Source organism: Pantoea sp. GM_Pan_3 (assembly GCF_026541045.1).
Classification (GTDB): Bacteria; Pseudomonadota; Gammaproteobacteria; order Enterobacterales; family Enterobacteriaceae; genus Pantoea; species Pantoea anthophila.
In genome coordinates this window covers 208,430-235,169 of the sequence record NZ_JALNVA010000002.1, presented here as the reverse complement: position 1 = coordinate 235,169, position 26,740 = coordinate 208,430, and the positions used below count along the sequence as shown (strand labels likewise).

Annotated in this window: 22 protein-coding genes; 8 read left to right on the top strand and 14 right to left on the bottom strand. The window is 60.6% G+C overall.

The annotated features are described in order from the left end of the window. Positions 1–331: 331 nt before the first annotated feature. Positions 332–982, bottom strand: a complete 651-nt coding sequence (locus OXR04_RS08870) for a YtjB family periplasmic protein (protein WP_009092263.1) — start codon at positions 980–982, stop codon at positions 332–334. A gap of 107 nt (positions 983–1,089) precedes the next feature. Here OXR04_RS08870 and serB point away from each other — a divergent pair, with 107 nt between their 5' ends. From serB to nadR, 3 genes are all read left to right on the top strand, one after another. Then, the gene (serB, locus tag OXR04_RS08865; RefSeq protein ID WP_046101170.1) at positions 1,090–2,067 is read left to right on the top strand and encodes a phosphoserine phosphatase; all 978 of its coding nucleotides are present in this window, start codon (positions 1,090–1,092) and stop codon (positions 2,065–2,067) included. A 13-nt stretch (positions 2,068–2,080) separates the two neighbouring features. Further along, positions 2,081–3,463 (top strand): DNA repair protein RadA, encoded by a 1,383-nt coding sequence (gene radA / locus OXR04_RS08860; protein WP_009092261.1) that lies wholly within the window; start codon positions 2,081–2,083, stop codon positions 3,461–3,463. Between the two features lie 75 nt (positions 3,464–3,538). Next, the gene (gene nadR, locus OXR04_RS08855; protein ID WP_009092260.1) at positions 3,539–4,780 is read left to right on the top strand and encodes a multifunctional transcriptional regulator/nicotinamide-nucleotide adenylyltransferase/ribosylnicotinamide kinase NadR; all 1,242 of its coding nucleotides are present in this window, start codon (positions 3,539–3,541) and stop codon (positions 4,778–4,780) included. A 94-nt stretch (positions 4,781–4,874) separates the two neighbouring features. On the opposite strand, the gene OXR04_RS08850 is transcribed toward nadR, so the two are convergent. Then, entirely contained in the window at positions 4,875–5,876 is a 1,002-nt protein-coding gene (locus OXR04_RS08850; RefSeq protein WP_009092259.1) for a zinc-binding alcohol dehydrogenase family protein, read from the bottom strand. Positions 5,877–6,093: 217 nt separating this feature from the next. On the opposite strand from OXR04_RS08850, the gene OXR04_RS08845 reads away from it, so the two are divergent. Continuing rightward, entirely contained in the window at positions 6,094–6,990 is an 897-nt protein-coding gene (locus OXR04_RS08845) for a LysR family transcriptional regulator (RefSeq protein ID WP_058957759.1), read from the top strand. Between the two features lie 103 nt (positions 6,991–7,093). Continuing rightward, positions 7,094–7,474, top strand: coding sequence for a type II restriction endonuclease (locus OXR04_RS08840; protein WP_140924186.1), 381 nt, complete (start codon positions 7,094–7,096; stop codon positions 7,472–7,474). Between the two features lie 43 nt (positions 7,475–7,517). Here the strand turns inward: OXR04_RS08840 and ettA are convergent, their stop codons facing one another. The 10 genes from ettA to atzF all read right to left on the bottom strand — a co-directional run bounded on the left by ettA (position 7,518) and on the right by atzF (position 21,987). Further along, positions 7,518–9,185, bottom strand: coding sequence for an energy-dependent translational throttle protein EttA (gene ettA, locus OXR04_RS08835; protein WP_072215507.1), 1,668 nt, complete (start codon positions 9,183–9,185; stop codon positions 7,518–7,520). Positions 9,186–9,374: 189 nt separating this feature from the next. Then, positions 9,375–10,139: a DNA-binding transcriptional repressor DeoR gene (gene deoR / locus OXR04_RS08830; protein ID WP_009092255.1), complete on the bottom strand. Its 765-nt coding sequence runs from the start codon at positions 10,137–10,139 to the stop codon at positions 9,375–9,377. A gap of 209 nt (positions 10,140–10,348) precedes the next feature. Beyond that, a complete protein-coding gene (gene urtE, locus OXR04_RS08825) occupies positions 10,349–11,047 on the bottom strand; it encodes an urea ABC transporter ATP-binding subunit UrtE (protein WP_009092254.1) in 699 nt (232 codons plus the stop codon). A gap of 1 nt (position 11,048) precedes the next feature. Next, positions 11,049–11,840: an urea ABC transporter ATP-binding protein UrtD gene (gene urtD / locus OXR04_RS08820; RefSeq protein WP_046101176.1), complete on the bottom strand. Its 792-nt coding sequence runs from the start codon at positions 11,838–11,840 to the stop codon at positions 11,049–11,051. Beyond that, positions 11,837–12,910, bottom strand: coding sequence for an urea ABC transporter permease subunit UrtC (urtC, locus tag OXR04_RS08815; protein WP_267369779.1), 1,074 nt, complete (start codon positions 12,908–12,910; stop codon positions 11,837–11,839). The genes urtD and urtC overlap by 4 nt, the downstream gene beginning before the upstream one ends. After that, complete coding sequence (urtB, locus tag OXR04_RS08810) at positions 12,910–14,475, bottom strand: urea ABC transporter permease subunit UrtB (protein ID WP_265137257.1); 1,566 nt, start codon at positions 14,473–14,475, stop codon at positions 12,910–12,912. Before urtB ends, urtC begins: the two co-directional genes overlap by 1 nt. 91 nt (positions 14,476–14,566) lie before the next feature. Then, positions 14,567–15,835: an urea ABC transporter substrate-binding protein gene (urtA, locus tag OXR04_RS08805; RefSeq protein ID WP_046101286.1), complete on the bottom strand. Its 1,269-nt coding sequence runs from the start codon at positions 15,833–15,835 to the stop codon at positions 14,567–14,569. Between the two features lie 27 nt (positions 15,836–15,862). After that, positions 15,863–16,564, bottom strand: a complete 702-nt coding sequence (locus OXR04_RS08800) for a GntR family transcriptional regulator (protein WP_046101179.1) — start codon at positions 16,562–16,564, stop codon at positions 15,863–15,865. Positions 16,565–16,573: 9 nt separating this feature from the next. After that, complete coding sequence (gene uca / locus OXR04_RS08795) at positions 16,574–20,191, bottom strand: urea carboxylase (protein ID WP_267369780.1); 3,618 nt, start codon at positions 20,189–20,191, stop codon at positions 16,574–16,576. Between the two features lie 2 nt (positions 20,192–20,193). Beyond that, on the bottom strand, positions 20,194–21,987 hold the full coding sequence (atzF, locus tag OXR04_RS08790; RefSeq protein ID WP_167429162.1) for an allophanate hydrolase: 1,794 nt from the start codon (positions 21,985–21,987) through the stop codon (positions 20,194–20,196). 270 nt (positions 21,988–22,257) lie between these two features. On the opposite strand from atzF, the gene sltY reads away from it, so the two are divergent. Both sltY and trpR read left to right on the top strand, forming a co-directional pair. Continuing rightward, entirely contained in the window at positions 22,258–24,177 is a 1,920-nt protein-coding gene (gene sltY / locus OXR04_RS08785; protein WP_009092246.1) for a murein transglycosylase, read from the top strand. 45 nt (positions 24,178–24,222) lie between these two features. Then, positions 24,223–24,543: a trp operon repressor gene (gene trpR / locus OXR04_RS08780; protein WP_267369781.1), complete on the top strand. Its 321-nt coding sequence runs from the start codon at positions 24,223–24,225 to the stop codon at positions 24,541–24,543. On the opposite strand, the gene yjjX is transcribed toward trpR, so the two are convergent. Next, a complete protein-coding gene (gene yjjX, locus OXR04_RS08775; protein ID WP_267369782.1) occupies positions 24,544–25,062 on the bottom strand; it encodes an inosine/xanthosine triphosphatase in 519 nt (172 codons plus the stop codon). 93 nt (positions 25,063–25,155) lie between these two features. Between yjjX and gpmB the strand changes: the two genes are divergently transcribed. Next, the gene (gene gpmB / locus OXR04_RS08770) at positions 25,156–25,803 is read left to right on the top strand and encodes a 2,3-diphosphoglycerate-dependent phosphoglycerate mutase GpmB (RefSeq protein WP_154928466.1); all 648 of its coding nucleotides are present in this window, start codon (positions 25,156–25,158) and stop codon (positions 25,801–25,803) included. Positions 25,804–25,843: 40 nt separating this feature from the next. Here gpmB and robA read toward each other — a convergent pair whose 3' ends face one another. Further along, the gene (gene robA, locus OXR04_RS08765) at positions 25,844–26,725 is read right to left on the bottom strand and encodes an MDR efflux pump AcrAB transcriptional activator RobA (protein WP_009092241.1); all 882 of its coding nucleotides are present in this window, start codon (positions 26,723–26,725) and stop codon (positions 25,844–25,846) included. Between the last annotated feature and the right edge of the window lie 15 nt (positions 26,726–26,740).

The window sequence follows — 26,740 nt, the reverse complement described above, 5'->3', positions numbered from 1 at the left end:
AACTCAGCACGGGACAGCGGTGAGACCGAGCCGGCGAAGGGAACAGGGTCAGATCGGAAAGTCGCTTAAGCCATCCGTGGCCGCTCGGCCCGCGCAATTACGCACCTCATCCCTGAGGTGCGCCCGTAGCCGGGCCAACGCTCTGCGTTGTTCAAAAACGCTCCCGACGTTTTTGTCCCTGGCGCGGGACGCTTTCCTCCTCTGCCCCTGTTCCCTGCGCGTTTAGCTTATTCGTTGCGGTCAGGCTAAGCCGGATTTGGTTTGCCCGGCAGTATAAAAAAGGCCCGCACAGCGGGCCTTTCTCGTTTTATCCTCTCATCAGAGCCGGACATTACTCTTTCTTCGGGTCATCTTCATCCCGATCCTCCTGCACCGGCGTGCTGGCGGTGAGCAGGAACGGTGACTGCTGCCAGCGGGTACGGCGGTGGCGCAGCAGGGTACGGGAGAGGATAATGCCGATGGCCAGCGCCAGCAGCATCATCAGGCGCAGAATATTGGTGGTGTTGTCGACCTGATGTGAGTCGGTGACCAGCACATGGGTGTCCAGCGTCACGCGCAGAAAGCCCAGCGGGCCATCGTTTCCGGCCAGGGGCTGCACAATCTGATGATTGAAATAGCTGCCCGCACGCTGCCCGTCGAGAGCGAGCCTGTCGCGCACGTTGATGTTTTCTCCGCTGTGCGCCACCAGGCTGCCATCACCGTCATACACCGACGCATCCAGAATGCGGCTGTTCGCCGTCATCTGATTCAGAATCGCTTCTATCTGATTACGGTTGTTTTCACTGTTGTCCATCAACGGCTTAAGGCTGAACGCCACCTGGCTGGTCAGCGTATGAGCCAGCTCTTCGACCTGTTCAGAACGCGCCATCTGATGACCGGTACTGAACCAGGAGACGCCCTGCATCAGGGCGACCAGCAGCGTCATCGAGATGAGAACGATCACGGTACGATGTAAGCGAAATTTCAGCGCGGTTTTAGCCATTACTCATCCGGGTCATGTCACAACAGAAAGCCTGGAGATTATGTTGCCAGAAGCGACGCAGACAGGGTAGCCTCTTGCGTGGTTTTGTTGTCCCTACAGGAGCTCTGATGCCAAATCGTTTAACCTGGTGCGATCTTCCCGCCGATGTCTCTCTCTGGCCGGGTTTGCCCCTTTCTCTTAGCGGTGATGAAGTGATGCCGCTGGATTATCGCGCTGGCCGCACCGGCTGGCTGCTGTATGGCCGCGGGCTGGATAAGCAACGGCTGACCGATTATCAGCATCAGCTGGGTGCAGCGATGGTGATTGTCAGCGCCTGGAACGTCGATGAGTATCAGGTGATCCGCCTGGCGGGCTCGCTGACGCCGTTTGCGACTAAACTGGCGCACGATGCCGGGCTGGACGTGGCGCCGCTGGGTAAAATCCCTTACCTCAAGACCCCCGGTCTGCTGGTGATGGATATGGACTCCACCGCGATTCAGATCGAATGTATCGACGAGATCGCTAAACTGGCAGGCAGCGGTGAGCAGGTAGCAGAAGTGACAGAGCGCGCGATGCGCGGTGAACTCGACTTCAGCGCCAGCCTGCGTCAGCGCGTTGCCACCCTGCAGGGCGCAGACGCCAATATTCTGAAACAGGTGCGTGATGAGCTGCCTTTAATGCCGGGCTTAACCACCCTGACGCAGAAGCTGCAGGCGCTGGGCTGGCAGGTGGCTATCGCCTCCGGCGGCTTCACCTACTACGCCGAATACCTGCGCGATAAGCTGCATCTGTCGGCCGTGGTCGCCAACGAACTGGAAATCCGCGACGGCAAACTGACCGGCAACGTGCTGGGTCCGATTGTCGACGCACAATATAAAGCCGATACGCTGAAGAAGCTGGCGCAGCGTTTTGATATCGCGCCGGAACAGACGGTCGCGATTGGCGACGGGGCCAATGACCTGCTGATGATCAAAGCCTCCGCGCTGGGCATTGCGTTCCATGCTAAACCTAAGGTGAATGAGCAGACTGCGGTCACCATTCGCCATGCCGATCTCATGGGGGTGTTCTGCATCCTGACCGGCAGCCTGATCCACGAAGAGCGTTAACTGAGGAATTGATTTGGCCAAAGCGGCAAAACGCGCATTTGTCTGTAACGAATGCGGCGCAGATTACCCACGCTGGCAGGGGCAGTGCAGTGCCTGTCACGCCTGGAACACCATCACCGAGGTGCGCATTGCCGCCTCACCCGCGGCTGCGCGCAACGAGCGCCTGAGCGGCTATGCCGGCAGCGCCGGCACCAGCCGGGTGCAGAAACTCTCAGAAATCAGCCTGGAGGCACTCCCGCGCTTCTCCACCACCTTTAAAGAGTTTGATCGGGTGCTGGGCGGCGGCGTGGTGCCGGGCAGTGCGATTCTGATTGGCGGCAGCCCTGGCGCCGGTAAATCCACGCTGCTGCTGCAGGTGATGTGCCGGTTGTCGGAAGGGATGAAAACCCTGTACGTCACCGGTGAAGAGTCCCTGCAACAGGTGGCGATGCGCGCCCATCGTCTGGGATTGCCCACCGAAAATGTGAACATGCTGTCGGAAACCAGCATTGAGCAGATCTGCCTGATCGCCGAGCAGGAGCAGCCGCAGCTGATGGTGATCGACTCGATCCAGGTGATGCACATGGCGGAGATCCAGTCCTCGCCGGGCAGCGTCGCCCAGGTGCGGGAAACCGCCGCCTACCTGACACGCTTCGCCAAAACGCGCGGCGTGGCGATCATCATGGTGGGGCACGTCACGAAAGATGGCTCGCTGGCCGGTCCGAAAGTGCTGGAGCACTGCATCGACTGTTCGGTGCTGCTGGATGGCGATGCCGACTCCCGCTTCCGCACCCTGCGCAGTCATAAAAACCGCTTCGGTGCGGTCAATGAGCTGGGGGTGTTTGCCATGACCGAACAGGGCATGCGCGAAGTCAGCAATCCGTCAGCGATCTTCCTGTCGCGCGGTGAAGAGATAACTTCAGGCAGCTCGGTTATGGTGCTCTGGGAGGGAACGCGACCGCTGCTGGTGGAGATTCAGGCGCTGGTCGATCACTCAATGATGGGCAACCCGCGTCGCGTCGCGGTCGGGCTGGAGCAGAACCGCCTGGCCATACTGCTGGCGGTGCTGCACCGTCATGGCGGATTGCAGATGGCGGATCAGGATGTGTTCGTCAACGTCGTGGGCGGCGTCAAAGTCACCGAAACCAGCGCCGATCTGGCGCTGATGCTGTCGATGGTGTCGAGTCTGCGCGATCGTCCGCTGCCGCAGGATCTGGTGATCTTCGGCGAAGTGGGGCTGGCCGGTGAAATCCGCCCGGTGCCCAGCGGTCAGGAGCGCATCTCGGAAGCGGCGAAGCACGGCTTCAAACGTGCCATCGTTCCGGCAGGAAATGCGCCGAAAAAACCGATTGCCGGGATGCAGGTTTTCAGCGCGAAAAAGCTGGCCGATGCGCTGGCGATTCTGGACGATCTGTAACGCGCCTGACGCCTGCCCGGAAAAACCACGGGCAGGCGGCACCCACCTTAACCGCATTGATGCAGGAGGCACGACATGTCGTCGTTTGAGTATCTGAAAACGGCCATTCGCCAGCAGGGGCACACGCTGCAACAGGTCGCTGACGCCAGCGGCATGACCAAAGGCTATCTGAGCCAGTTGCTCAATGCCAAAATCAAAAGTCCCAGCGCGCAGAAGCTGGAAGCGCTGCACCGCTTTCTGGGGCTGGAATTTCCGCGCCGTGATAAAAGGGTGGGCGTGGTATTCGGTAAGTTCTATCCGCTGCATACCGGCCATATCTATCTGATCCAGCGCGCCTGCAGTCAGGTGGATGAGCTGCACATCATCATGGGCTACGATGAGCCGCGCGATCGGGAGCTGTTTGAGAACAGCGCCATGTCCCAGCAGCCGACGGTCAGCGATCGCCTGCGCTGGCTGCTGCAGACCTTTAAGTACCAGAAAAACATCCGCATTCACGCCTTCAACGAGGAGGGGATTGAACCCTATCCGCACGGCTGGGATGTCTGGAGTGAGGGCGTCAGCGCTTTTCTCAGCGAGCACGGCATTGCTGCGGACTGTATCTACACCAGCGAAGCGCCGGATGCGGAGATGTATCAGCAGCACCTGGGCATTCAGACCGTGCTGGTCGATCCCAACCGATCCTTTATGAGCATCAGCGGCGGGCAGATCCGTCAGGATCCGTTCCGCTTCTGGGAATACATCCCGACAGAAGTTAAACCCTTCTTTGTGCGTACCGTGGCGATCCTCGGCGGCGAGTCGAGCGGTAAATCGACGCTGGTGAACAAACTCGCCAACATCTTCAACACCACCAGTGCCTGGGAATATGGCCGCGACTATGTCTTTTCCCATCTGGGCGGTGACGAAATGGCGCTGCAATATTCTGATTACGACAAGATCGCGCTGGGACAGGCGCAGTACATCGATTTCGCGGTGAAATATGCCAATAAAGTGGCGTTTATCGACACTGACTTCGTGACGACCCAGGCGTTCTGTCTGAAGTATGAAGGGCGTGAGCATCCGTTTGTGCAGGCGCTGATCGATGAGTATCGCTTTGACCTGGTGATTCTGCTGGAGAACAACGTGCCCTGGGTGGCGGATGGCTTACGCAGCCTGGGCAGCTCGGTGGATCGGCGGGAGTTTCAGTCCATGCTGGTCACGATGCTGCGGGAAAACAACATCGACTTCGTCCATGTCCAGGAAGATGACTACGACACCCGTTTCCTGCGCTGTATTGAACTGGTGAAAGGAGTGCTGGGCGAGAAGAACGTTCAGCCGTAAGATCTGTCATAGCCCGGTCTGCACCGGGCTACGTCATGCATACATCCTCAGCGCGGCGGCTGTCGCTTTTCGCCGCCGCCGCAGAACAGCCGGATTAATAGACCATGACCACTTTGCCGCGCATGTGACCTTCCAGCACACGCTGATGGGCAGCGGTTAAGGTTTCAACGCTTAAGCCGTGCAGCGTCTCGCTCAGTGTGGTCTGCAGTTTACCTTCATCCAGCAGTGCCGAAACGGCATCCAGAATCTCGCCCTGGCGCGCCATATCGGGCGTTTTAAACATGCTGCGGGTGTACATCAGCTCGAAGTGCAGAGCGGCACTCTTCAGCTTCAGCTGATCCATCGACAGCGGATGCTCATTTTCCACGATGGTGCAGATATGGCCCTGCGGGGCGATCAGTTTTGCCATCGTCTCCCAGTGACCGTCGGTATCATTCAGGCAGAAGATGTAGTCCACCTGTTTAATGCCCTCTTTTTCCAGCTCACCGATCATATCTTTGTAGTTGATCACCTTGTCAGCGCCCCGATCGCGGCACCACTGCGCGGAGTCCTCGCGGGAGGCGGTGGCGATGATCTGAACCTTGCTGCGCAGCTTCGCCAGCGGGATCGCCAGCGATCCGACACCGCCAGCGCCGCCGACGATCAGCAGTGTCTGATCCTCGGTGGCCGTCTCCAGGTTCAGCCGCTCAAACAGGCCTTCCCAGGCGGTCAGCGCCGTCAGGGGAATGGCCGCCGACTGCGCCCAGTCCAGGCTTTCGGGCTTGTGTCCGGTGATGCGCGCATCCACCAGCTGCTCGGTGCTGTTACTGCCAGGACGGGTCAGGTCGCCAGCGTAAAAGACCTCATCGCCAGGTTTAAAGTTGCTGACTTTGCTGCCGACTTCCAGCACGACGCCGCTGGCATCCCAGCCGAGAACACGCGGCACCTGTAAGCCATTTTTGATCGCCCCTTTGTGGACTTTGGTGTCGACCGGGTTGACCGAGGCGGCTTTGACGCTGACCCGCAGGTCATACTCACCGGGCGTCGGGGTTTCAGGGAAGATTTCTGTGAAGTTTTCAGGACTTTCCGGATTAATAGCGATAGCGCGAATAGACATAGCATTTTCCTGTTAAGTCAGGCTCAAAGCCTGGAGAGTGTCAGTTGCCATTCTGGCCCTGGGCAGTGCACGCCAGCCGGTGAAGAGGCCGCCCGGCGGGTGATGCGCTGTCCGTGGCAGACTGGCGTCACGATCTGGAACAGGTTTAAGTGTAGAACCTGGTTTTAGCGGTGATAAGATGGACAATCTTTCATAGAGTGTTCGTCTGAGGTGAACAATGGCCTTCCGGCAGTGGCAGGATATGGCGCTCTTTGCGCTGGTAGCGGAGTGCGGCAGCTTTACCGGCGCGGCAGAGCGGGCGGGACTGCCGAAATCGAGCGTCAGTCAGCGCATCAGCCAGCTGGAGCAGCGGGTAGGGATTCGGTTGCTGAACCGCACAACCCGCCAGCTCAATCTGACCTTTGCCGGTGAGCGCTATCTGCTGCATTGTCAGGAGATGATGCAGGCGAGTGAACGCGCGGATCAGGCGATCGCCAGCCTGCGTGAAAATCCCAGCGGTCGTCTGCGCATCACCAGCCCGGCCGGGATCGGCGCGACGCTGCTGGCACGCTGTAACGCGGCATTTTTACGCCTCTACCCCGATGTAACGCTGGATGTGTCGATCTCCGATGAGATGCGCGATCTGGTGCAGGAGGGGTTCGATGTGGCGCTGCGCACCGGTCAGCCGCACGAGTCGTCGCTGATTGGCCGCCGGATCGGTAACTGCCCGCGACTGCTGGTCGCCTCGCAGGGCTATCTCGATCAGCATCCGCCGCTGGTTCATCCGCAGCAACTCTCTGCGCACCGCTGTATTGCCCATCGCGCCTGGAATGAGTGGGTATTGCAGCGCGATGATGAGTTCTATCGCTGGCTGCTGCCGCCAGGCCACCTCACAGATAATCTGCTCTACGCCCGTGAATGCGCGCTGGGTGATGCCGGTATCACGCTGCTGCCGCACTTTCTGACCGATGGCGCGATGGCGGACCCGCGTCTGGTGCCCGTCCTGCCGGAATGGGAGATTGAAGGAAATGAACTCTGGCTGGTCTATCCGGGGCGCAAACTGCACTCTCCGGCACTGGCTCGCTTTATCGAGTTCGCGCTGCAATCCCCGGTGTTCAGGGATTTTTATCGCTGAATATTAAGACAGGAATTAAATTAAAATTTGATACCTGTAGCAGAAAATTTAATTGCTTTAATTATGATGAGACTTCCTATTGTTCTCAGAGGATGAGGAATTTATGAAGGCTCAAAATTTAAAGACTGCATGTATCAAAACTTTATCCAAAAGTGAAATTTACGATCAAAGAGAGTTTAATGGGGTAACAGCTCTTAAAAATATCCTGGGTAACGAAAATAAGGTTATCGATACTACTTTCATACTCAGAGGCAGTGATGTTAGCTGTAATGCCTCAGTTACCTGGTATGATGCACGGGAGTCGCATGGGACTCGTTCTGAGTTTCGGCTTTATTATGAAAGTAATCCGGTAACTGAACTGGCCGTTCCTGGAGATAATATCGTAATTGGCTTTGATAAAAATAATAAATTGAACTGTATTTTATTTAAATCGAATGACGAGGAGCATCAAGGGGTTATTGAGCAATGGACTTCGCTTTATTAATCTAAAAAGGGAAGCAAGTGCTTCCCTTTTTTAACATCAGAAATTACTTCGTCATACGCTTGTACTTGATGCGCTTCGGCTCCAGCGCATCTGCGCCGAGGGTACGCTTCTTGTACTCTTCGTATTCGGTAAAGTTACCTTCGAAGAATTCAATTTTGCCCTCATCCTGATAATCCAGAATATGGGTGGCGATACGGTCCAGGAACCAGCGGTCATGCGAGATCACCATGGCACAGCCCGGGAACTCCAGCAGGGCGTTTTCCAGTGCGCGCAGGGTTTCGATATCCAGGTCGTTCGTCGGTTCATCGAGCAGCAGCATGTTGCCGCCAACCTGCAACAGCTTCGCAAGGTGCAGACGACCACGCTCACCGCCTGAGAGTTCGCCCACGCGTTTGCCCTGATCGACGCCTTTAAAGTTAAAGCGTCCGACATAGGCGCGGCTTGGCATCTCGGTGTTACCGATGCGCATAATATCCTGACCGCCGGAAACTTCTTCCCACACGGTTTTCGAGTTGTCCATGCTGTCGCGGAACTGATCCACGGCGGCCAGCTTGACGGTGTCGCCCAGCACGATGCTGCCGGAATCAGGCTGTTCCTGACCGGACATCATGCGGAACAGCGTCGATTTACCCGCGCCGTTCGGACCGATAATCCCGACAATCGCGCCTTTCGGCACGGAGAAGGAGAGATCGTCAATCAGCACACGGTCGCCATAGGACTTACGCAGGTTGCTGACTTCCAGCACTTTGTCACCCAGACGGGCACCTGGTGGAATGAACAGTTCGTTGGTTTCGTTACGCTTCTGGTAGTCGGTATTGTTCAGCTCTTCAAAGCGTGCCAGACGGGCTTTGCCCTTAGACTGCTGGCCTTTTGGTCCTTTGCGAACCCACTCCAGCTCTTTCTCAATCGACTTGCGACGGGCAGCTTCAGAAGAGGCTTCCTGCGCCAGACGCGCATCTTTCTGCTCCAGCCAGGAGGAGTAGTTGCCTTCCCATGGAATGCCTTCGCCACGGTCCAGCTCCAGGATCCAGCCTGCCACGTTATCCAGGAAGTAACGGTCATGCGTAATGGCGACGACCGTGCCTTCGAAGTCGTGCAGGAAGCGTTCCAGCCAGGCGACAGATTCCGCATCCAGGTGGTTAGTCGGTTCGTCCAGCAGCAGCATGTCTGGTTTTTCCAGCAGCAGGCGGCAGAGGGCAACACGGCGACGTTCACCACCGGAAAGGGTCGCGACTTTCGCATCCCAGTCTGGCAGACGCAGCGCATCGGCTGCACGTTCCAGCTGGGTATTCAGGTTGTGGCCGTCGTGCGCCTGGATAATCTCTTCCAGACGACCCTGTTCAGCGGCCAGCTTGTCGAAATCAGCATCCTCTTCAGCGTAGAGTGCGTAAACTTCATCAAGGCGTTTCAGTGCGCCAACCACTTCCGACAGCGCTTCTTCAATCGACTCACGCACGGTGTGTTCAGGGTTGAGCTGCGGCTCCTGCGGCAGGTAGCCAATCTTGATGCCTGGCTGCGGACGCGCTTCCCCTTCAATATCTTTATCGATGCCGGCCATGATGCGCAGCAGGGTCGATTTACCCGCGCCATTCAGGCCGAGTACGCCGATTTTGGCGCCAGGGAAGAAGCTGAGCGAGATGTTCTTCAGGATATGTCGCTTCGGCGGAACCACTTTGCCGACGCGATGCATGCTATAGACGAATTGAGCCACGTTGGTTTGAGCCTCTGGGTCTGTTGGTCGTTGGAATGATGTCGAAGTTTAGCCTTTTTCACCCCTTAATCCCAGCCGGGGGGCGGCGAATATTCGCGGGCCGGGGGCGGTCAGGCATAAGACGCTGATTTGTCCGGCTCACCGGCGAGCCATATGAAAAGGCGGGCAGAGACCGGCTGGCCTCTGGCCTCAGGGCAGACGCAGGGGAATAGCCTGCTGCGTCAGCCAGGTCTGCAGGGCCTGATCGGGGGCACTGTCGCTGACCAGCAGATCGAAGCGCTGCAGGTCGCCGATGCGGGCGGGCAGCACTTTGCCATATTTGCTGCTGTCCGCCACCAGCACCGACTGCCGGGCGCGCAGCATGGCATGATGTTTCATCGTCAGCTCGTTAGTGTTGTAGCAGGTTGCGCCCTGATCTTTGTCGATCCCGGCCGCAGAGATAAAGGCGAGCGTCGGGCAGAGATCGTCGAGAAGGGTGTGCACACCCACCGGCGTAAAGAGCGCATTGTCGGCATGAAACTCCCCGCCGCTCAGGATCACGTGACAGGCCGGTTTCTCTTTCAGAGCCAGAAACGTGTTCATGGCGCAGCAGATGGCGGTAAAAGAGAGCGTGTCGGGGAGGGCATCAATGATATAGGGCAGGGTGGTGCCACAGTCAAAAAAGACCGTGTCGTTCTCGCTGACCAGGCTGGCGGCCACCTGAGCCAGCCGCTGCTTTCTGGCGGCGTTCTGCCCGTGCTGGTCGCTGACAAAATAGTGACCGGCATGACTTTTGGGATCGCTGACGATATAGCCGCCCAGCAGCACTACGCTGGAGCCCGGCTCGGTCAGATCGCGGCGAACCGTCATCTCAGAGACGCCCAGCAGCCGGGCCGCATCTTTCAGATGGAGTTTGTCGGTGCGTTTGAGCGCCTGCGTCAGTTTCTGGATGCGTTCATCGCGCCGGGTTTCCATGGTCATCTCTCTGTTCCCTATCCTGCAGTGCGGAGGAAGGACGCCGGAATCGGCGTCGATACGCGACAAACCTCACAGATTTGAATGAGTTGCGTCTCATCCGCCAGGCTGGCACTCAATCTTACCCGCAATCTGTGAGGGCCGCAAACCTCTGGCCCGGGGGAATCGCGCCACTGCTCAGTAGAGACCGGCTTACTGTAAGCCGGGCGTTAAATCGCCACCAGGCCGCGCACGCCTTCTGCCTCCATGGCGTCGCCGCGGCCTCGCTGCACAATTTCACCGCGGGACATCACCAGATAGCTGTCCGCCAGTTCGGCCGCGAAGTCATAAAACTGCTCAACCAGCAGGATCGCCATATCGCCTCGCTGCGCCAGCTGGCGGATCACCGCGCCGATCTCTTTGATCACCGACGGCTGGATCCCTTCGGTCGGCTCATCCAGGATCAGCAGCTGCGGCCGACAGGCCAGCGCCCGGCCGATCGCCAGCTGCTGCTGCTGGCCGCCAGAGAGGTCGCCGCCCCGGCGTGACTTCATCGCCTGCAGCACCGGGAAGAGCTGATAGATCTCCTCCGGGACGGCCCGTGCCTCTGCCGCCGGAAAGCGTGACAGGCCCATCAGCAGATTCTCCTCCACCGTCAGGCGCGGAAAAATTTCCCGCCCCTGCGGCACATAGGCGATGCCAGCCTGCACCCGCTGATGCGGTTTGCGGCCATTCATCCGCTGCTGCTGCCAGTGAATCTCCCCCGACTTCGCCGGGATCAGGCCCATCAGGCACTTCAGCAGCGTGGTTTTTCCCACGCCGTTGCGCCCCAGCAGGCAGGTGATTTCGCCAATCCTGACCTCAAACGAGAGGCCGCGCAGGATGTGACTGCCGCCATAATATTGATTCAGTTCAGTAACCTGTAACATCTCAGCGCCCCAGATAAACGTCGATAACCTGCTCGTTGGCCTGCACCTCACGCAGCGATCCCTCCGCCAGCACCTGCCCCTGATGCAGCACCGTAACGTGGTCGGCGATGGTCTCCACAAAGCCCATGTCGTGCTCCACCACCATCAGCGAATGTTTCCCCGCCAGGCTGCGAAACAGCTCGGCGGTGTAGGCCGTTTCCGCATCGGTCATGCCCGCCGCCGGTTCATCCAGCAGCAGCAGATGCGGCTCCTGCACCAGCAGCATGCCAATCTCCAGAAACTGCTTCTGACCGTGCGACAGCAGACCCGCCCGGCGCTGGCGCTCGCCGCCCAGCCGCAGCAGCTTCAGCACCTCATCAATCCGGTCCCGCTGCTCGCTGTTGAGGCGGGCGCGCAGGCAGGCCCAGACCGATTTGTCGGCCCTGAGGGCGATCTCAAGATTCTCGAACACGGTCAGCGCTTCGAAAACCGTGGGTTTCTGGAACTTACGGCCAATCCCGGCGCGGGCGATCGCCACCGGTGACAGACGGGTCAGATCGCTGTCCTGGTCGTAGATCACCCGGCCCGCATCCGGCCGGGTTTTGCCGGTGATCACATCCATCAGTGTGGTTTTGCCCGCGCCGTTGGGGCCGATCACGCAGCGCAGCTCACCGACGCCGATCTGCAGCGAGAGATCGGTCAGCGCCCGGAAGCCTTCAAAGGAGACGCTGATCTTATCGAGCTGCAGCACCGGATCGCGCTGCACCCGGTGGCGATCCGCTAACTGGGGTTGGGTAAACAGGACATCACTCATTTTTCTCTCCGGCGCAGCAGGCCAATCACGCCGTTCGGCAGAAACAGCGTGACCAGGATAAACATCAGGCCCAGGAAAAAGAGCCAGTATTCCGGGAAGGCGACGGTAAAGAAGCTGCGTGCGCCGTTAACGATCGCTGCGCCCAGCAGCGGGCCAATCAGCGTGCCGCGTCCGCCCAGCGCCACCCAGATCGCCGCTTCGATCGAGTTGGCGGGGGACATCTCGCCAGGGTTGATGATGCCGACCTGCGGCACATAGAGCGCCCCGGCCAGACCGCACAGCACCGCGGAGAGCGTCCAGACAAACAGCTTGAAGCCGCGTGGATCGTAACCGCAGAAGGTCAGGCGGTTCTCCGCATCCCGCACGGCGGTCAGCACCCGGCCGAATTTGCTGCGCGCCAGGGCGAAGCCGATCGTCAGGCTCAGCAGCAGCAGCAGCACCGTGGCGACAAACAGTCCGATACGGGTCGGGGTCGCCGTCACCGAAAAGCCGAGCAGGGTAGTAAAGCCGGTAAAGCCATTGTTGCCGCCAAAACCGGTTTCGTTACGGAAGAAGAGCAGCATGCCCGCGTAGGTCAGCGCCTGGGTCATAATCGAAAAGTAGACGCCTTTGATTTTTGAGCGAAAGGCGAAGAAGCCAAACAGCAGCGCCAGCAGGCCTGGCACCAGCATGCTGAGACAGAGCGCCCACGCGAAGGAGTCGGTGCCGGCCCAGAACCAGGGCAGCTCACGCCAGGAGAGAAAGGACATAAAGGCGGGCAAGCCTTCCCCGGCGGCCTGGCGCATCAGGTACATGCCCATGGCGTAGCCGCCCAGGGCAAAGAAGAGGCCGTGGCCCAGCGACAGCAGGCCGGCGTAGCCCCACACCAGATCCAGCGCCACGGCGACCACCGCATAGCAGAGGATTTTGCCGACCAGCGTCAGAGTGTAAGTGGAGATCGCCAGCGGATTTGTGGCGGGCAGCAGCGCCAGAAACGGCATCAGCAGCAGCGCCAGGGTGATGACCAGGCCAAGGGTAAGGGTCAGGCGTGGGGCGGTGCGCGCCACGCGAAGCGTGATAGGTTGCGTCATCAGTCAGTCACCCTTCCTTTCACCGCAAACAGCCCCTGTGGACGTTTCTGAATAAACAGTACGATGAGCACCAGAATCAGGATCTTGCCCAGGACCGCGCCAATCTGCGGCTCCAGCACTTTGTTCAGAATGCCCAGACTGAAGGCGGCGACCACGGTGCCCGCCAGCTGGCCGACGCCACCCAGCACCACCACCAGAAACGAGTCGATGATATAGCCCTGACCCAGTTCCGGGCCGACGTTGCCCAGCTGCGACAGTGCCACGCCGCCCAGCCCGGCAATGCCGGAGCCGAGCCCGAATGCCAGCATATCGACGCGGCCGGTCGGCACGCCGCAGCACTCCGCCATGGCGCGATTCTGCGTCACGGCGCGCACGTTCATGCCCAGGCGGGTGCGGTTCAGCAGCAGCCAGGTGAGCGCCAGCACAAATACCACGAACAGGATCACCGCGATGCGGTTCCACGGCAGCACCAGATTAGGCAGCACCTGTAATCCTCCTGACAGCCATGACGGGTTCGCCACCTCCAGGTTTTGCGCCCCGAACAGCACCCGCACCAGCTGAATCAGCATCAGGCTGATCCCCCAGGTGGCGAGCAGCGTCTCCAGGGGGCGGCCATAAAGATGGCGGATCACCGTGCGCTCCAGCGCCATACCGACGGCGGCGGTGACCAGGAAGGCGACCGGCAGCGCCAGCAGCGGATACCAGGCCAGGTAGTGCGGCGCAAACTGCTGAAACAGGCTCTGTACCCACCAGGTGGCGTACGCGCCGAGCATCAGCATTTCGCCGTGTGCCATATTGATCACCCCGAGCAGGCCATAGGTGATCGCCAGGCCCAGCGCGGCCAGCAGCAGGATCGATCCCAGCGACAGGCCGCTGAAGGCCTGACCCAGCAGATCGCCCCATCTCAGCCGCTGCTGAATCTGTTGCAGGCTGTCCGCCGCCGCAGCCCGCACCGTGGCATCCGGTTCATTTGCGGGCTGAGTCAGGCGTTGCAGGCTGGCCTGGGTGTCAGGATCGCTGGACTCGCCCAGCAGATTGACCGCACGCAGGCGCACCATCGGATTGCTGTCTGCCAGTTGCAGGTTGGCCAGCGCCAGCGCTAAGGCAGCATGAACCCGGCTATCCTGCTCGGCGGCGAGGCGCTGCGTCAGCAGCGGCAGCTGGTCGGCAACCCCCCCATTCTGCAGCTGCTGCGCGGCACGCAGGCGCAGCGCGGCATCACTGCTCACCAGCTGGTGGGCGGCCAGCGCATTGTTGACCAGCACGCGCAGCCGGTTGTTCATAAAGAGTTTTTTCAGGTTACCGGCGGGCCGGGCCGCACCCTCCAGCGGTGTCAGCTGTGTACCCTGCTGGCTAAAGGGCTGTTTGTTCTGGTCGATGACCACCGTTTCGGCGTGCAGCGCTTCCAGCAGCGGCAGGCGCTGACTGTCCGGCGCGGCGGCCCATTGCTGCAGCAGGGTGGCCTGCTGGCTGCGGCTGGCGGCGGCAAAGTCAGCCGCCGGTCCGGCGCTGGCCAGCAGCGGCATCAGCAGCAGCAGGCTGAATAAGCAGCGGCATAGAGTCATAAAGAGAGCCTCGTCAGGGGGAGGTAGCACGGCGGATTAAACAGCCGTGCTGCCGCTTCGCAGCGATGGAAGCTGCCTGTCTGCCGCGCGCTTACTGCGCGGTTTTTACCGGGTAATCGGGCTTTTTGTCGTTACCGGCAATGTACGGGCTCCACGGCTGCGCGCGCACCGGCTTGTCGGTCTGCCACACCACGCTGAACTGGCCGTTCTCTTCCACTTCGCCAATCATCACCGGCTTGTGCAGATGGTGATTGGTTTTGTCCATGGTCAGGGTAAAGCCATCCGGGGCGTTAAAGGTCTGACCGGCCATCGCGGCCCGCACTTTGTCGACATCGGTGGTGCCCGCTTTTTCCACCGCCTGGGCCCACATATGGATGCCCACATAGGTCGCTTCCATCGGGTCGTTGGTGACCACGGTGGCGGCGTTCGGCAGATTGTGCGCTTTGGCGTAGGCGCGGTAGTCCGCGACAAACTTCGCGTTGGTCGGGTTGTCGATCGACTCGAAGTAGTTCCAGGCGGCTAACTGGCCGACCAGCGGTTTGGTATCAATGCCGCGCAGCTCCTCTTCACCCACCGAGAAGGCGACCACCGGAATGTCGGTGGCTTTGATCCCCTGGTTGGCCAGCTCTTTGTAGAACGGCACGTTGGAGTCGCCGTTGATGGTCGAGACGACCGCGGTTTTGCCGCCAGCCGCAAACTTTTTGATATTCGACACGATGGTCTGGTAGTCGCTGTAACCAAACGGCGTATAGACCTCTTCGATATCCTTGTCCGCCACGCCTTTGCTGTGCAGGAAGGCGCGCAGGATCTTGTTGGTGGTGCGTGGATAGACATAGTCGGTGCCCAGCAGGAAGAAGCGTTTAGCGCTGCCGCCATCTTCGCTCATCAGATACTCCACCGCCGGGATCGCCTGCTGGTTTGGCGCCGCACCGGTGTAGAAGACGTTAGGCGACATCTCTTCGCCTTCATACTGCACCGGATAGAAGAGCAGGCCGTTCAGCTCTTCAAATACCGGCAGCACCGATTTGCGTGACACTGAGGTCCAGCAGCCAAACACCACCGCCGCTTTGTCCTGCGTCAGCAGCTGCCGCGCCTTCTCGGCAAACAGCGGCCAGTTAGAGGCGGGGTCTACCACCACCGGCTCCAGCTTTTTGCCCAGCACGCCCCCTTTGGCATTGATCTCATCAATGGTCATCAGCGCCACATCTTTCAGCGGCGTTTCAGAAATCGCCATGGTGCCGGAGAGGGAATGCATGATCCCCACTTTGATGGTGTCAGCCGCCTGCGCACTCCAGGCAAATCCCATGCTGACAACGGTGGCGGAGAGCGCAAAAGCTTTGATCAACGAACGTCTTTTCATCATCTGAACCCCTGAGTGGTTGTTGTGTTATTCGATGGTCTGGAGCCGGGCCTGCTGCAGGCGATGCAACGTGATCTTCCTGACTTCCGCCTTGCTGACGGCGATATGGTCGGTCAGCATGCGTTGCGCGTCGGTGGTCTGTTGCTGAAAAATCGCCTGTAAAATCTCTGCATGTTCCTGATAGGTCGCGCAGATACGGTCGTCGCGGGTGAAGTCGAGCCGCCGGATAATGCGGATCTTCTCCGTGAGTTCGGCATGGATGCGGGCCATCTCCGGGTTGCCCGCCGCTGCCACCAGCGTCATATGAAACGCCTCATCGTGCTGCGAAACCACCAGCCCCTCGGTGAGCGCCTCTGCCTCACACCAGAACTGGTTCAGCTCCGCTAACAGGGCTGCACACTGCGGGGCGGGCAGGGCGCAGAGGCGTTTTACCGCCTCGCACTCCAGCACGGTGCGCAGGTCATAGAGCGATTCAAACCAGGCGAAATCGAAGTTTCGGATCTGCCAGCCGCTGCGGAACCACACTTCCACAAAGCCTTCGCGCTCCAGCCGGAACAGCGCCTGACGCACCGGTGTGCGGCTTACCGCCAGCCGTCCGGCGATTTCGCTTTCACTGAAGCGGTCACCCGGCATCAGGCGAAAGGCGAAGATATCGGCCTTAAGCGCCTGATAGACCCGCTCTGCCAGCGCCTCCGGGCGCGCTTTTGGGGATTGAGGTTGCCTTGTCATTGCTGCTCCTTATTCCAGCCACAGCAGGTTATCGCCCGGGCTGACCGGGCGGCCCGCCTGGCAGGCGATACGCGTGACCCGACCGGCCTGCGGGGCGACAATCGCCAGCTCCATCTTCATCGCTTCCACGATGATCAGGGTCTGACCGGCGCTGACCGCGTCGCCCGGCTGCACCAGCACTTTCCAGATATTGCCGTTGAGGTCAGCCTGCACCGCCACGCCGTTTTCCTGCTCCTCGCTGACGCTGGCCAGCGCCTCCTCAGCCTGCGGCGCGCTCTGCTCTTCCTGCGCCCATAGCTGCACCTCCTGCTCAAAAGCGGCGGCCTGGCGCTGGCGGAACGCCGCGATCTCAGCGGCGTGATCGGTGAGGAACTGCTGGTGGGCGGCAAAATCGAACTGCGTCTCTTCGATACGCAGGCTGCCACGACCTTCGCGAAAATCTTCGCGCAGCCGGGTCAGATCCTCTTCACTGACGGGATAAAACCGCACCTGATCGAAGAAGCGCAGCAGCCATGGCGCGTCGGGCGCGAACTGCGGATTTTTCAGGAAGGTGTTCCAGATTGGCAGCGTCCGGCCCACCAGCTGATAGCCGCCAGGCGAGTCCATACCGTAGATACACATGTACATGCCGCCGATACCGACGGTGCCTTCGGCGGTAAAGGTGCGCGCCGGACTGTATTTGGAACTCAGCAGACGATGGCGTGGATCGACCGGCACAGCGCAGGGCGCGCCAAGATAGACGTCGCCCAGCCCCAGCACCAGATAACTGGCATCAAACAGGGTCGCGCGCACCTCCTCCCGGCTGCTTAAACCATTAATACGCTGGATAAAGTCCACGTTGTTCGGCAGCCAGGGGGCGCTGGCGCGAACCGTCTCCTGGTAGCGGCTGACGGCACCGAGCGTGGCGCTGTCCTCAAAGGCCATCGGCATCCACACCACGCGGGAGGGGACCTTCAGCGTGCTGACATCGCCCAGCGTCGCCTCCAGCGCCAGCAGCAGCGTCATCAGGGTGGACTGATTAATGATGCGGCTGTCGTAGCGCACCTGGAGCGAGCGCACGCCCGGCGACAGCTCCTCGACGCCGGGTTCTGCCTGCGCCGTCAGCGCATTCATCAGCAGATGCACGCGCAGACGCAGCGCCAGATCCAGCACGTTGTCGCCATATTCAATCAGCACATATTTGTCGCCCGCCTGGCGATAGACCACTTTCGGGGTGGTGTCGGTGGCGTCGAGGGCGGCGAGAATCGTGGCGGAGCCGTGAGCGGTTTCAGCCAGCGACGGCACGGCAAAGGCCGGGGGATGTTCCGGGCGCAGCGTCTCAATCAGATGACGCTGCGCGTTTTCCCGCGCCAGCGCCTCCTCCGCGCTGATTGGATGGAAGCGGATGGTGTCGCCGGGTTTGACCTGGCCCACTTTCCACAACTCGGCTCTGGCGATGGTTACCGGACAGACAAAGCCGCCGAGGCTCGGGCCGTCGTGCGTCAGGATCACCGGGAAGTCGCCGGTGAAGTTGACCGCACCGATGGCATATTCACAGTCGTGAACGTTGGAGGGATGCAGGCCCGCCTCACCGCCGTTGGCGCGGGTCCAGGTCGGTTTCGGGCCGACCAGCCGCACGCCGAGGCGGTTAGAGTTGTAGTGCACCTGCCAGTCGCTGGCAAAGAACTCGTCGATGGCGGCCTGGGTGAAAAAGTCCGGTGCGCCGTGCGGACCGTAGAGCACACCGATGCGCCATTCACTGCCGTAGTGCGGAATCAGCGACGCATCAAGCGGCTGCGGCGCGCCAGTCGGGGCCGGTGTGGTGCAGGCGGCGCGCGCAGGCTGTGAGATTGGCAGCATGTCGGCGACCCGCAGGGTGCGTCCGGCGTGACCGCCAAACTGGCCCAGCGAAAAGGTGCTGCGGCTGCCCAGATATTCCGGCACGTCAAAGCCGTTGCGCACCGCCAGATAGCTGCGGCAGCCCTGGCGGGCGCGTCCCATCGTCAGCGTCTGTCCCGCTTTTATTGTCAGCGGCTGCCAGTAACTGACCGCTTCGCCATCAAGCTGCGCGTCACATTCTGCGCCTGTCAGCGCCACAATCGCGTCGCAGTGGAAGCGCAGGGTGGGGCCCTGCAGGGTGAACTCCAGCCCCGCCGCCGCCTCATGGTTTCCGACGATGCGGTTAGCCAGCCGGAACGCAAAGTCATCCATCGGGCCGGAAGGCGGCACCCCGATGTCCCAGTAGCCGAGGCGGCCGGGGTAGTCCTGCACCGAACTGAAGGTGCCGGGCTGCAGCACCTCCACCACGGTGGCGGCAGGCACCACGCTGTCGAGATAGCGCGTCCAGACGTTGCCGCTGCGAAACGCCTCGCTGGTGGTAATCTGGCGCAGATAGTCGAGGTTGGTGGCGATACCGTACAGCTGGGTCGCATCCAGCGCGTGATGCAGTTTTTCCAGCGCCGCTTCACGGTTGTCGGCATGCACAATCAGCTTGGCGATCATCGGGTCATAAAAGCTGGAGACTTCACTGCCGGTTTCGACGCCGCTGTCGACACGCACGCCGTCAGGAAAGCTCACCGCGGTTAACAGGCCAGGGCTGGGCTGGAAGTTTTTCAGGGGATCTTCCGCGTAAAGCCGCACTTCGATCGCCGCGCCCTGAGGCGGCTGCTGCAGGCGTGACCACTCCACCGGATCACCCGCCGCCACCTGCAGCATGCACGCCACCAGGTCGAGCCCGGTGACGCATTCGGTGACCGGATGTTCAACCTGCAGGCGGGTGTTCACTTCAAGGAAATAGAACGCCTGCTGGCTGACGTCGTAGATGTACTCCACGGTGCCTGCGCTGCGGTAGTTCACCTGCCTGCCAAGCCGCACCGCCGAGGCGAGCAGGGCGTCGCGCGTCTCCTGCGAAAGGCCGGGCGCGGGTGTCTCTTCCACCACCTTTTGATTGCGGCGCTGCAGGGAGCAGTCGCGTTCACCCAGTGCGACGACGGTGCCGTTACCGTCACCAAAAATCTGCACCTCAATATGGCGGGCGCGATCGATGCAGCGCTCCAGAAACACGCCTGCATCACTGAAGAACTGCTCACCAAGGCGGCGCACGCTCTCCCAGGCGCTGGCGAGCGCGCCGGCGTCGGCGCAGCGCGTCAGGCCAATGCCACCCCCACCGGCGGTGCTTTTCAGCATCACCGGGTAGCCAATCTCGTCGGCAGCCTGAATCGCCTCCTCCAGCGAGGCGAGCAGCGGAGTGCCCGGCGTCATCGGTACGCCTGCACTGGCCGCCAGCTCACGCGCGCGGTGCTTCAGGCCGAACTCGCCAATCTGCTGCGCGGTCGGGCCGACAAAGGCGATGCCCGCCGCCTCACAGGCTTCGGCAAAGGCCTGGCTTTCCGACAGAAATCCGTAGCCCGGCCAGATCGCCTGTGCGCCGCTCTGCTGCGCCGCCGCCAGGATTTTGTCGATGCGCAGGTAGGAGTCACTGGCTTTGTCGCCGCCGAGGGCGATCGCGCTGTCCGCCTGCTTAACGTGCTGCGCGTTGCGATCCGCGTCAGAGTAGACCGCGACACTTTTGACGCCCAGGCGCTTCAGGGTGCGAATGGCGCGGCAGGCAATCTCGCCCCGGTTGGCAATCAGTACGGTGGTGAACATGATCAGTGACTCCCCTGTGAGGTCAGCCAGTTACGCCAGCCGCCCGATTCGGTGATTTCCAGTGCGCTGTTCAGCGCAGCGCCTTCGCAGATAAAGCCTTTGACGATCCGCCCATCCGCCAGCGTCAGGCTGCCGATACCCAGCGGGGCGGGGATCTCCGCCACAAATTCGCCGAAGCGTGCCAGCGGAATGTCCCACAGCTCCACCGTGATGGCGGCACCCTGTTCGTCCCGCATCAGGCCGGGCTTTTTAATCGCCCCGTCCAGCAGGGCGAACAGGCGGTAGTGAGGGGCGGTCTTTGTCTCTTCCACCCATACCGCCCTGCGCTCGGTGAGCTGGAAATTCAGCGGCATGCCGGTGAGGTGTGCCCCCACCACCGCCAGCCGGACATGATCGGGGGAGACGGGGAGAGCGACGGGCGGCGGGCAGGGCAGGCCAGTTGCCCCCAGCGGCAGCGCCAGCTGGCGCTGCCAGCGGATGCCAAATTCAGCCAGCGCCCGGTCGTGCCAGGCGGGCGCAATCAGCGTGATACCCGCCGGGAGATCGTCATTGCGGAACGGCGCAGGCAGCGCCAGCGCGGCGAGGTCAGCGAGGTTGGTAAAGTTGGTGTAGGTGCCAAACTGTGAGTTGTAGTGAATCGGCTCCTGCTTCATCTCTGCGAGGGTATGAATGGTGGGTGAGGTCGGCACCACCAGCGCGTCGAACTGCGCCAGGGTCTGCTGAATCTGGCGCGTTAGCCCGGCCCGCAGATACTCCGCTTTGTAGGCATCGACGGCGCTGTATTTCAGGCCGCTGGCGACGATCTCATGCACCACCGGGTCCATATCGGTGGGGCGATCGAGCATCCCGCCTACCGCCACGGTGCGCTCAGCAACCCAGGCACCGTAGTAGAGCTGCTCTGCCAGCTGCCGGAACGGCGTGAAGTCGATGGGGTGCAGCGTCGCGCCACTCGCCTGCAGGGCCTCCAGCGCCCGATCCCAGGCGGCTTCAGCGGCGGCATCATCGAAAAACTCCGGCGTGTCAGGAACGGCAAAGCGGGGGCGAACCGGCAGGCTGGCGGGGGCGGTGTGCGGATTCACGCGCGAATAGGCGTCCCCGGCATCGTAGCCCCCGATCACGCTGGCGACGCTCCAGGCATCTTCTGCCGTCAGGGCGAACACGGAAATCGTGTCATTGAGGCGGCAGGCGGGCACGACGCCGCGCGCAGAGAACCAGCCTTTGGTCGGCTTCAGGCCAACGATATTGTTGAAACCGGCCGGGACGCGGCCCGAACCGGCGGTATCGGTGCCCAGGGAAAAGGCGACCAGTCCGCGCGCCAGCACCGACGCCGAGCCGGAGCTGGAGCCGCCGCTGACATAATCGGGGTCAAAGGTGTTACTGACCGCGCCAAAAGGTGAGCGTGTGCCGACCAGACCGGTGGCAAACTGATCGAGGTTGGTTTTACCGATAACCACGGCCCCGGCCGCTTTCAGTCTGGCTACCGCTACCGCGTCCTCGCTGGCGGTATAGGTAAAGGCGGGGCAGGCGGCGCTGGTGGGCCAGCCTGCCACATCGATATTGTCCTTGACCGCGAACGGCACGCCGAACAGAGGCAGCGATGCGGGATCGCGCTGATAGTGAGCCAGCAGCGGTTCAATCTGGGCCGCCAGCTGATCCGGGGTCGCCAGCATGATCCAGGCATTATCCTGGGGATCCAGGGCGGCAAGGTGAGCGCTCAGCAGTGCGCTAATCTGATGTGGCGCCTGCTGGTAGCGTTGTTGCCAGGCGTGCAGTGTCAGGCCAGTGGTCGAAGTCATAAGAAGGATTCCAGCTGGTATACAAGATGGAATTCAACAGAGCAAAGGGTGTGCCACTTTTTTAAGCTGATGATTCAACGCCTTAAAGTGACAGGCGATAAGTTTTTCTGATGATTATTTGCACAATGACGGCGCGCAGGCTGAACGATGACGGTGCGTTTAACCGCCGCGTGCGTAAATATTGTGAAGAACATGGCAAGAGTCTGATGCCCTGGTTAGCATGAAGACTGCCTGGCAACTCGCCGGCGCCCAGCAACAGAGGAGATTTACGTGGTGAAGTGGCGTAACTGGATGATAGGGATCTGCCTGGTCGGTACGGCCAGCAGCGCATGGGCCGATTCGCTTGATCAACAACGGCAACGTTATCAACAAATTAAACAGGCGTGGGACAGCAATCAGATGGCTACCGTGGAGCAGCTGTTGCCCACGCTTCAGGATTATCCGCTCTATCCTTATCTGCAATATCGCCTGCTGGCACAGGATCTCGATCAGGAGACCGCCCTGGCCGTACAGAATTTTATTCGCCAGTATCCCACGCTGCCGCCTGCGCGCTCGCTCAGCACCCGCTTTATCAATGTGCTGGCTTACCGGCAGGACTGGCAGGGCGTGCTGAATTTCAGCCCGACCGAACCGAAACCGGTGCAGGCGCGCTGCAACTGGTACTACGCCAAATGGGCCACAGGTCAGCAGCAGGCCGCGTTTGATGGCGCGAAGCAGATCTGGCTGCGCGGCACTGCGCTGCCTGCCGACTGCGATAAGCTCTTCTCGGTCTGGCAGTCATCGGGTCAGCTTTCACCGATCACGATCCTGGAGCGTATCCGTCTGGCGATGAAGGCGGGTAATGACAGCCTGGTGAGCTATCTGGCGAAAACCCTGCCGGCAGATTATCAGACCATGTCTGACGCGGTGCAGGCGCTGCAGCAGGACCCGCTGACGGTCAGCACCTTCGCCAGCGCCGTCGGACCCACCGACTTTACCCGCCAGGCGACGATTTACGCCTTTACCCGCGTGGCGCGGCAGGATATGGAAAACGCCCGCAGCCTGATCCCGATTCTGGTCCGGGCGCAGAAAATGGGGCCGGAAGATGAGCAGGCGCTGAAAGAGATCGTGGTCTGGCGCATGATGGGCAGCGATCTGACCGCTGAACAGGCACGCTGGCGCGATGCCGTGGTGATGAACAGTGAGTCCACCGCGCTGGTGGAACGCCGGGTGCGGCTGGCGCTGTCGCAGCACGATCGACGCGGTCTGAACACCTGGATCGCCCGTCTGCCGGTGGAGGCCAAAGAGAAGGATGAGTGGCAGTACTGGCAGGCTGACCTGCTGTTTGAGAAAGATCGCAAAGAGGAAGCGGAAGAGATCCTGCGTAAACTGATGCAGGCGCGTGGCTTCTATCCGATGGTGGCCGCTCAGCGTCTGGGGGTGGATTATCCGCTGCAGATTGATGAAGCACCCAAGCCTGACAGTGCTACGGTGCAGGGCCCCGAGCTGGCGCGCGTCCGTGAACTGATGTACTGGGGGCTGGATAACCTGGCGCGCAGCGAGTGGAGCAATCTGATCGGCAGCCGCACACATACGCAGCAGCAGATGCTGGCGCGCTACGCCAATGAGCAGGACTGGTGGGATCTCAGCGTGCAGGCCACGATCACGGCCAAAATGTGGGACAGTCTGAAAGAGCGGTTCCCGCTGGCGTGGCAGAGCGTTTACGAGCGCAACACCCAGGTGAAGCAGATCCCGCCAAGCTATGCGATGGCGATTTCGCGTCAGGAGAGTGCCTGGAACCCGAAAGCGCGCTCGCCGGTCGGGGCGAGTGGTCTGATGCAGATCATGCCTGCCACCGCGGCGCACACCGTGAAGATGTATGACATCCCCGGCTACAGTAACAGCAGTCAGCTGCTCGATCCGGAAACCAATATTCAGATTGGTACCCAGTATCTGGAGTATGTCTACCAGCAGTTTGACCAGAACCGGATTTTCGCCTCTGCGGCTTACAATGCCGGTCCGGGACGGGTGCGAAGCTGGCTGAAAACCAGTGCAGGTAATCTCGACGCCGTGGCGTTTATCGAGACCATTCCGTTCTCTGAAACGCGCGGTTACGTGAAGAACGTGCTGGCCTATGACGCCTACTATCGGCACTTCATGGGCAAGCCTGACAAAATCCTGTCAGATGGTGAGTGGAATCGCCGTTACTAGCTGTGCTAAGCTTCCGTACTCTTTAGCGAGTACGGAAGCCTCTTCATGACCCATTCTCATTACCCTTCAGCCGAAACCCCTTCGGCCGACGATAGCTGGCAGCGCTTTGTCAGGCTGATGCAGCAGGCCTTTGCCGATGGTCACGCGCTGCCGCTGATGCAACTGATGATGACGGCGGATGAGCGGGAAGCGTTTGGTACACGACTGCGGATTATCGAAGAGTTGATGAAGGGGGAGATGAGCCAGCGCGAGCTGAAAAACGAACTTGGCGTGGGTATCGCCACCATCACCCGTGGCTCTAACAGTCTGAAAGAGGCGCCGCCGGAGCTGAAACGCTGGCTGCAGGCGCATCTGGACGGCGAGTAATTACGACTGATAGAGCGGATGAACAAACGGGCAGAGCGCCAGAATCAGGGCCTGATGATAGACGCTGGCGCGGCTGAGCAGGCCGTGCGTGAACGCCCCGATAGCCCCGCCCTGATGTTTGATATTTTCAATGCCGGTTAATCGCGCCATCTCTTCGCCCAGCTCCCGCCCTTCGCGCAGACCCGCCAGCACCGCCGGCGGCAGCGTGAAGCTGGCTGACCGCGACTCGCCGCGCTGCTTCTGATTCTCTATCACGATACAGGCAAAGGCGCTGTCCTCTTCGATCCCCGCCTCAATCGCCACCCAGAATGTCGCTTCAGGCCGTACCTGACGGGCATTCATTACGCGCTGACGTGCGCCCGTTCGCGTTTCGAGGTGGCTCAGCGGCTGGGCGCCAACACCACTATCGACCCCGACCCCTTCAATATGGCAGGATCCCTCGCCGAAAACGTCGTTGAATGCCTGCGCAATCGCGTGAATCTTCGCTGGATTGGTGGTGGCTGCGACAACATGGTACATAATTAATTGAACCCTCAGATGGTTAAGCGCCTGACCCATCAGGCTACAGACAGGCTCTAAGGCGATTCTGGTCGCAGTATAACGGAAACTACTATGTTACAGGTCTATCTTGTTCGTCACGGTGAAACGGTTTGGAATGCGGAACGTCGCATTCAGGGGCAGTCCGACAGTCCGCTGACGGAAAAAGGTGAACAGCAGGCGCATCAGGTGAGTGAACGCGTGAAACATCTGGGTATTACCCACGTTATTACCAGCGATCTGGGCCGTACGCGCCGCACCGCAGAGATTATCGCGGATGCCTGTGGTTGCACGGTGACGCTCGATCCGCGCCTGCGGGAGCTCAATATGGGCGTGCTGGAGAAGCGTCCGCTGGATGGCTTAACCGCCGAAGAAGAGCAGTGGCGTGCCACGCTGGTGAACGGCACCGAAGGCGGGCGCATCCCGGAAGGGGAGTCCATGTCCGAACTGGCAGCGCGCATGCACGCCGCGCTGAATGCCTGTCTCGACCTGCCGGCCGGGAGCCGTCCGCTGCTGGTGAGTCACGGTATGGCGCTAGGATCGCTGGTCAGCACCATTCTCGGTCTGCCCGCCTGGGCCGAACGCCGGCTGCGTCTGCGAAACTGCTCTCTCTCGCGGGTCGATTATCAGCAGAGCGCCTGGCTGGCCGAAGGGTGGATTGTGGAGATGGCGGGCGATATCTCTCATCTGGATGCGCCCGCTCTCGACGAGCTGCAGCGCTGAAGGTGTGCAGGCCGCCGTCGTGAGGACGGCAGCCTGAATATCAGCTGACCGGGGTCTGGCGGCGAATCGGAATCAGATATTCGCAACGGATCTCTGTCGGCGGCTCGGCACGCTTTTTACCGCCGTGGGTATAGAAGCGTTCAATATCCTGCCCCTGACGGCGGGTCAGCCCCAGCGTCGGCATGCAGGTGCCGTAGAGCAGCAGGATGAACTCCTGCAGATTGACGCGCGGGCCGGTGTAGGTGAACTGCACATAATCGCCCGCTTCCAGAATGACGTTCTGACCGGAGTGCAGGCTGCCCGCGCTGTCAGCCGGTACCGCTGTGGTATAGAGGATCTCCTGCTCATCATCTTTTTCCTGGCTGGCGCGCACCTGATGCAGGCCATACAGCACCGGCGGCACGGTATCCGTTTCCAGCAGGAACTGCTTCCAGAAGTGAATCCGCATCTCGTCACGGTAGCTGGAGATTTGCTCCAGAATACAGGTGTAGTTCTGGGTCTGACCCACCAGCACCGTTTCCGGCAGGGTGACGAAGGTCGGTTCCGGCTGCGTCTCATTGTCCAGACGGATAGGGGGACGAATACCGAAGGAATTCCAGTCGGAAGCGCGACGATACCAGGCCGGCGTCTGCGCAAACTGCTTCTTGAAGGCGCGGGTAAAAGTCTGTTGTGAATCAAAACGATACTGCAGTGCGATGTCCAGAATCGGACGGCTGGTCAGGCGCAGCGCCACCGCCGCTTTAGACAGGCGACGCGCCCGGATATAGGCGCCGATCGCATGTCCGGTCACGTCTTTAAACATCCTTTGTAAGTGCCATTTAGAGTAACCGGCTTTCTGGGCAACGTTGTCCAGTGAAAGGGGTTGATCCAGATGGCTCTCCAGCCAGACAAGCAAATCGCGAATGATACCGGCTTGGTCCATAAAACATCCTCATAC

Bases quoted from the DNA above. Each gene is read 5' to 3' on its own strand.
- urtC (WP_267369779.1), bottom strand. From the start codon at position 12,910: ATGACGCAACCTATCACGCTTCGCGTGGCGCGCACCGCCCCACGCCTG.
- serB (WP_046101170.1), top strand. From the start codon at position 1,090: ATGCCAAATCGTTTAACCTGGTGCGATCTTCCCGCCGATGTCTCTCTC.
- gpmB (WP_154928466.1), top strand. From the start codon at position 25,156: ATGTTACAGGTCTATCTTGTTCGTCACGGTGAAACGGTTTGGAATGCG.
- uca (WP_267369780.1), bottom strand. From the start codon at position 20,191: ATGTTCACCACCGTACTGATTGCCAACCGGGGCGAGATTGCCTGCCGC.
- OXR04_RS08845 (WP_058957759.1), top strand. From the start codon at position 6,094: ATGGCCTTCCGGCAGTGGCAGGATATGGCGCTCTTTGCGCTGGTAGCG.
- robA (WP_009092241.1), bottom strand. From the start codon at position 26,725: ATGGACCAAGCCGGTATCATTCGCGATTTGCTTGTCTGGCTGGAGAGC.
- OXR04_RS08870 (WP_009092263.1), bottom strand. From the start codon at position 982: ATGGCTAAAACCGCGCTGAAATTTCGCTTACATCGTACCGTGATCGTT.
- yjjX (WP_267369782.1), bottom strand. From the start codon at position 25,062: ATGTACCATGTTGTCGCAGCCACCACCAATCCAGCGAAGATTCACGCG.
- urtA (WP_046101286.1), bottom strand. From the start codon at position 15,835: ATGAAAAGACGTTCGTTGATCAAAGCTTTTGCGCTCTCCGCCACCGTT.
- nadR (WP_009092260.1), top strand. From the start codon at position 3,539: ATGTCGTCGTTTGAGTATCTGAAAACGGCCATTCGCCAGCAGGGGCAC.
- OXR04_RS08840 (WP_140924186.1), top strand. From the start codon at position 7,094: ATGAAGGCTCAAAATTTAAAGACTGCATGTATCAAAACTTTATCCAAA.
- trpR (WP_267369781.1), top strand. From the start codon at position 24,223: ATGACCCATTCTCATTACCCTTCAGCCGAAACCCCTTCGGCCGACGAT.
- OXR04_RS08800 (WP_046101179.1), bottom strand. From the start codon at position 16,564: ATGACAAGGCAACCTCAATCCCCAAAAGCGCGCCCGGAGGCGCTGGCA.
- urtD (WP_046101176.1), bottom strand. From the start codon at position 11,840: ATGAGTGATGTCCTGTTTACCCAACCCCAGTTAGCGGATCGCCACCGG.
- urtB (WP_265137257.1), bottom strand. From the start codon at position 14,475: ATGACTCTATGCCGCTGCTTATTCAGCCTGCTGCTGCTGATGCCGCTG.
- OXR04_RS08850 (WP_009092259.1), bottom strand. From the start codon at position 5,876: ATGTCTATTCGCGCTATCGCTATTAATCCGGAAAGTCCTGAAAACTTC.
- atzF (WP_167429162.1), bottom strand. From the start codon at position 21,987: ATGACTTCGACCACTGGCCTGACACTGCACGCCTGGCAACAACGCTAC.
- deoR (WP_009092255.1), bottom strand. From the start codon at position 10,139: ATGGAAACCCGGCGCGATGAACGCATCCAGAAACTGACGCAGGCGCTC.
- urtE (WP_009092254.1), bottom strand. From the start codon at position 11,047: ATGTTACAGGTTACTGAACTGAATCAATATTATGGCGGCAGTCACATC.